The sequence below is a fragment of the Pseudomonas sp. LA5 genome (assembly GCF_028640825.1).
Classification (GTDB): Bacteria; Pseudomonadota; Gammaproteobacteria; order Pseudomonadales; family Pseudomonadaceae; genus Chryseomonas; species Chryseomonas aestiva.
Genome location: NZ_JAQYZY010000045.1, coordinates 1 through 5120 on the forward strand (window position 1 = coordinate 1; position 5120 = coordinate 5120).

Consider the following 5120-nt stretch of genomic DNA (forward strand, 5'->3'; position numbering starts at 1 on the left):
CACTCTAGAGGGGCGCGGCTAACGCCAGGATGAGCCGCGCATTACAATCCTGTCATCCTGCCGGGGGCTGTTCGCGACGGCGCAGGACGCTGTGGTAGAGCGCAGGCAAGACCAGCAGTGTCAGGGCAGTGGAGGACAGGATGCCGCCGATCACCACGGTCGCTAGCGGGCGTTGTACCTCCGCCCCGGTGCCGGTGGCCAAGGCCATGGGAATGAAGCCCAACGAGGCCACCAGCGCAGTCATCAGCACCGGCCGCAGGCGGACCAGCGCGCCCTCGCGCACGGCGATATCCAGCGGCTTGCCCTCCTCCAGCAGGCCACGGATGAAGGAGACCATCACCAAGCCATTGAGCACTGCGACGCCCGACAGTGCGATGAAGCCCACACCGGCCGAGATCGACAAGGGAATGTCCCGCAACCACAACGCCAATACCCCGCCCGTCAAGGCGAAGGGAATGCCGGTAAAGACCACGAGGCCGTCGCGCAGATTGCCGAACATCATGAACAGCAGCACGAACACCAGCAGCAGCGCTACCGGAACCACGAGTTGCAGTCGGGCGGCGGCAGCTTGCAGCTGCTCGAATTGACCGCCCCAGCTGGTCCAGTAGCCTGCTGGAATCCGCACCTGGTCCGTGATGGCGGCGGTGGCATCCGCCACGAAGCTACCCAGGTCCCGATCCCGCACATTGGCACTGACGATCACCAGGCGCTTGCCGTCTTCACGGCTGACCTGATTCGGCCCAAGCACCGTTTCCAGGCGCGCCACATCGGCCAGCGGGATGAACTCGACACGGCCTTCCACCGCAGGCAATGGAATGGGCAAGCGCGCCAGCACCGCCGGGTCGCTGCGCAGGGCCTCCGGTAGGCGGATCATCAGATCGAAGCGGCGGTCGCCCTCGAAGAGCGTGCCAGCCTTGCGTCCACCGAGCGCCGTTGCGACCACATCCTGGATATCACCGACATTGAGGCCGTAGCGCGCGGCTCGCTCACGATCGATCTGCACACTCAGCAGCGGTAGCCCACCGGTCTGCTCCACCTTCACCTCGGCGGCGCCTTGGACCTTCTGCAGCACCCTGGCAATGTCCGCAGCGGTCTTGTTCAGCACCGCCATGTCGTCGCCGAAGACCTTGACCGCCACATCGCTGCGCACCCCGGAAATCAGCTCGTTGAACCTCAGCTGGATCGGTTGCGACAGCTCATAGTTGCTACCGGGCACACGCGCAGCTGCCGCCTCCAGTTCGGCCATCAGCTGCTCGCGGGACTTGCCTGGATCGGGCCACTGCGCCTGCGGCTTGAGCATCACATAGCTGTCGGAGATGTTCGGCGGCATCGGATCCGCGGCGATCTCGGCGGTGCCGGTACGCGCGAAAACCCGCTCCACCTCGGGTACCTGATCCAGGATGGAACGCTCCAGGCGTTGCTGCATGTCCACCGATTGCCCCAGGCCGGTACCGGGCACTCTGAGCGCCTGCAGCGCGAAATCACCCTCGCTCAAGCTGGGTACGAACTCACTGCCCAGGCGCAGGGCCAATAGCACCGTCAGCACCACGCTCAGGCCAGCGCCGGCGAAAATCAGTGGCCGCCGACGCATGGCTGCATCCAGCGCGACGGCATAGCCGCGCCGCGCCGCGCTCATCAGTCGATTGTCCTTTTCCTGCACGCGACCCGTGACGAACAGCGCCACGGCCGCAGGGACGAAGGTGATGGACAGCAGCATGGCGCCCACCAAGGCGATCACCACGGTAAAGGCCATGGGATGGAACATCTTGCCTTCCACACCCGTCAGGGCGAACACCGGCAGATAGACCACCATGATGATCAGCTGCCCGAAAATGAGCGGCCTCCGCGCCTCGCGCGCGGCGGCGAACACCTCCTGAAAGCGCTCCCTGCGGTCGAGCACCCGACCGTGCCGCTCCTGGGCATGCGCCAGCCGGCGGATGGCATTCTCCACGATCACCACGGCGCCATCGACGATGATGCCGAAGTCGAGCGCGCCCAGACTCATCAGGTTGGCGCTGACCCGATTCGCCGCCATGCCGCTGAAGGTGAAGAGCATCGAGAGCGGAATCACCAGCCCGGTAATCAGCGCTGCGCGCAGATTGCCGAGGAAGACGAAGAGCACGGCGATGACCAGCAGCGCACCTTCCACGAGATTCTTGCGTACCGTGGCGATCGCCTTGTCCACCAGCGTGGTGCGGTCGTACACGGCGATCGCCTGCACCCCTTCCGGCAGGTTGCGATTGATCTGCGCCAGGCGCTTGGCCACTGCCAGCGCCACCTCGCGGCTGTTCTCGCCCACCCGCATGAAGACGGTGCCAAGCACCGCCTCCTCGCCATTTTCGGTAGCCGCCCCAGCGCGTGACTCCTGCCCTACCCCTACGCTCGCGACATCCCGGATCCGCACCGGGATGCCGTCCACGGTTGCGAGCACGATGGTGGCGATGTCCTCGACAGAGGCGAGCTGCCCCGGTACCCGGATCACCAGCTGCTCCCCGGCGCGCTCGATGAAACCGGCGCCGACGTTGGCGTTGTTTCGCTCGAGCGCCACCGCCACTTGCTCCAGGGTGATGCGGTAGCCGGCCAGCCGCTTGGGATCGGGCGCGATCTGATACTCCTTGGCATAACCGCCAATGGTGTTGACTTCCGCCACCCCGGGTACGGTGCGCAACTGGGGTTTGACGATCCAGTCCTGGATCTCGCGCAGATCGGTGAGCGTATAGGCTTCGCCATCAGCCCGGCGCGCCTGGGGCGCGGCCTTCACCGTCCAAAGGAAGATTTCCCCAAGCCCTGTGGACAGCGGCCCCAGATTGACTTCCACGCCCTCCGGCAGGGCCTCGCGCGCGCCCTGCAGGCGCTCGCTCACCTGCTGGCGGGCGAAGAACAGATCCGTCCCGTCGGCGAAAATGACGCTGATCTGGGCAAAGCCCGAACGCGACAAGGAACGGGTCCGCTCCAGCCCTGGCAGGCCGGCCATGGCCGTTTCCAGCGCATAGGTGACCCGCTGCTCGACCTCCAGCGGCGAGGCACCCGGTACCTCGGCGTTGATCTGCACCTGGACGTTGGTGATGTCCGGTACCGCATCGATGGGCAGGTGTCGATAGCTGTAGATCCCCAGTGCAGCGATGCCGAGCGTGGCAAGCAGCACCAGCCAGCGCTGCTCGATGGCGAAGCGAAGAATACGTTCGAACATGATGCGCCCTTAGTGGGAGTGCTCGGCCGAGCCCTTGCCCAGCTCCGACTTGAGAATGAAGCTGCCGCGATCGGCCACCACCTGGCCAGCGCTCAGACCCTGACGAATCTCGATGCGCTCACCGTCCCGCGCCCCGGTGACCACGGGGGTCGCCTGGAATCCGTCTGCCGTCCGAACGAACACCACGGAGCGATCCTCCACGACATGCACGGCGCCACTGGGCACGCCAAGCACCTCGGCCCGTCGCTCGTCATCGAGCCGCACCGTGACGAATAGACCGGGGCGCCAGGCGCCGGCCGGATTGGCCAGGGTGACGCGCGCGGTCGCCGCCCGGGTCTGTTCGCCCAACAGATTGCCGACGTGCGCCACGGTGCCCTCGGTGCGACTGTCCAGCTCTCCTGCGACGATCTCCACCTGTCGGCCGATGGTCACTCGATCGAGGTCGCGTGCGGGGACGGCGAATGTGGCCCAGACGCGGGACAGGTCGGTGAGCGTGAACAGGTTGCTGGTTTCGTCCACCCGCTCGCCCAGGACCAGGTGCTTCTCCACCACCACGCCGTCGAAGGGTGCGCGCAGTTCATAGCGACTACCGCCCTGAGCGGAGGCCGCGCCACCCAACGCCTGGGCTTTCTGGCGGGCATTGCGGACGGCGATCTCGGCTTCCTGCAGGGTCTGCCGCGCCTGCAGCAGATCCTGCTCGGCACTGATCCGCTCCTGCCAGAGGTTCTGCTCGCGGGCATAGAGGGTTCGCGCCAGCTGCAACCGCTGCTGCGCGGTCGCCAACTCGCTACGCACCTCGGAAAGCTGCTCGCTGGCAATGACTGCCAGCACCTGCCCCTTGCGCACCTGGTCCCCGAGATTGCCCTTCACCTGCTCGACGATGCCGGGCGTGCGAGACACCACGTGAGCGGTGCGATCTTCATCGAAGCGAATCTCTCCTGGCAGACTCAAGGAGGCGCCAACGCTCACCGGCACAACCACCTGGGTCTCGATGCCGGCCGCGCGAATCTGCTCCGCGCTCAACTTGATCTCGCCTTCGGCGTGCCTCTCTTCGCCCTCGCCCTGGGCGCCCTCGTCTGCTGCATGGCCGTCTTTCTCTGCAGCCAGATCCGGCCGGCGCGGGGCCGCTCCCGCCTTGGCAGCTGCCACCTTCGCGGGAGGTGCCGCGGAGTCGGGATGGTCGTGACCGGCACCCGCCTGCACCGTACTGAATGGCAGCCCACTGCCAATTACCGCGATCAGCAGCGGCCGCAGCAGTCTCGGCCTGAATGAAGTCATGGTCATGCAAGAACTCCGCACCCGGTCTGATCCCGGGATCTGTAGCGTCATGGGGAAGTGAAGAGCGGGCCATGGAGGCGTTCGAGGCGAGCCCAGGCGGCGATCTGCGCCCGCTGGGCGAGCAGGTACTGCCCCCGCGCCGCAATGAGGACGCGCTGGGCTTCGAGCACATCCAGCTGGGCAAAACGACCCAGCGAGAAGCCGCGCGTGAGGTCATCGACCGTGCGCTGGCCCGCTGGCAGAACGCGGTTGCGCAGGTCGTCGACGTCAGCCGATGCGCTACGCCAGTCGCGCAGTGCCTGAAGGGTTTCGGCCTGAACCTGCAGCTCGGTCGCTCGCTGGAGATCGCGGGCCTGATCGGCACGACTGGAGGCCGCGAGCAGGTTGCCCTGGTTGCGATCGAACAGCGGCAGCGGAAGCGAGAAGCCCACCAGATTGACCCGCTCCCCCTCAAGCTCGTCGTACTGACTGCCAAGGCTCACCCGCACGTCCGGATAGCGCTGGCTGCGCTGCAGATCGACGTCGGCATCCCCGGCGGCGACCTGCCGCCGGGCCTTGAGCATCGCCGGCGTCTGGCGGATGGCCTGCAGCAGCCGGGCTTCGCCGGGAGGTGCGGGCAGACGATCCAGGTCACCGACCGGCTCACCGAGCT

At 66.5% G+C, this 5120-nt stretch carries 3 protein-coding genes; all 3 read right to left on the reverse strand.

The genetic code is table 11. From position 1 onward, the window contains the following. Positions 1-52 precede the first annotated feature (52 nt). Entirely contained in the window at positions 53-3190 is a 3138-nt protein-coding gene (locus PVZ72_RS16730) for a CusA/CzcA family heavy metal efflux RND transporter (RefSeq protein WP_273862521.1), read from the reverse strand. 9 nt (positions 3191-3199) lie between these two features. After that, a complete protein-coding gene (locus PVZ72_RS16735) occupies positions 3200-4474 on the reverse strand; it encodes an efflux RND transporter periplasmic adaptor subunit (protein WP_273862524.1) in 1275 nt (424 codons plus the stop codon). 41 nt (positions 4475-4515) lie between these two features. Then, a partial coding sequence (locus PVZ72_RS16740; RefSeq protein ID WP_273862525.1) for a TolC family protein occupies positions 4516-5120 on the reverse strand: 605 nt, incomplete at its 5' end.

What these genes read in the sequence shown, in the direction of transcription:
- PVZ72_RS16730 (WP_273862521.1), bottom strand. Translation starts at nt 3,190, where the DNA reads ATGTTCGAACGTATTCTTCGCTTCGCCATCGAGCAGCGCTGGCTGGTG.
- PVZ72_RS16735 (WP_273862524.1), bottom strand. Translation starts at nt 4,474, where the DNA reads ATGACCATGACTTCATTCAGGCCGAGACTGCTGCGGCCGCTGCTGATC.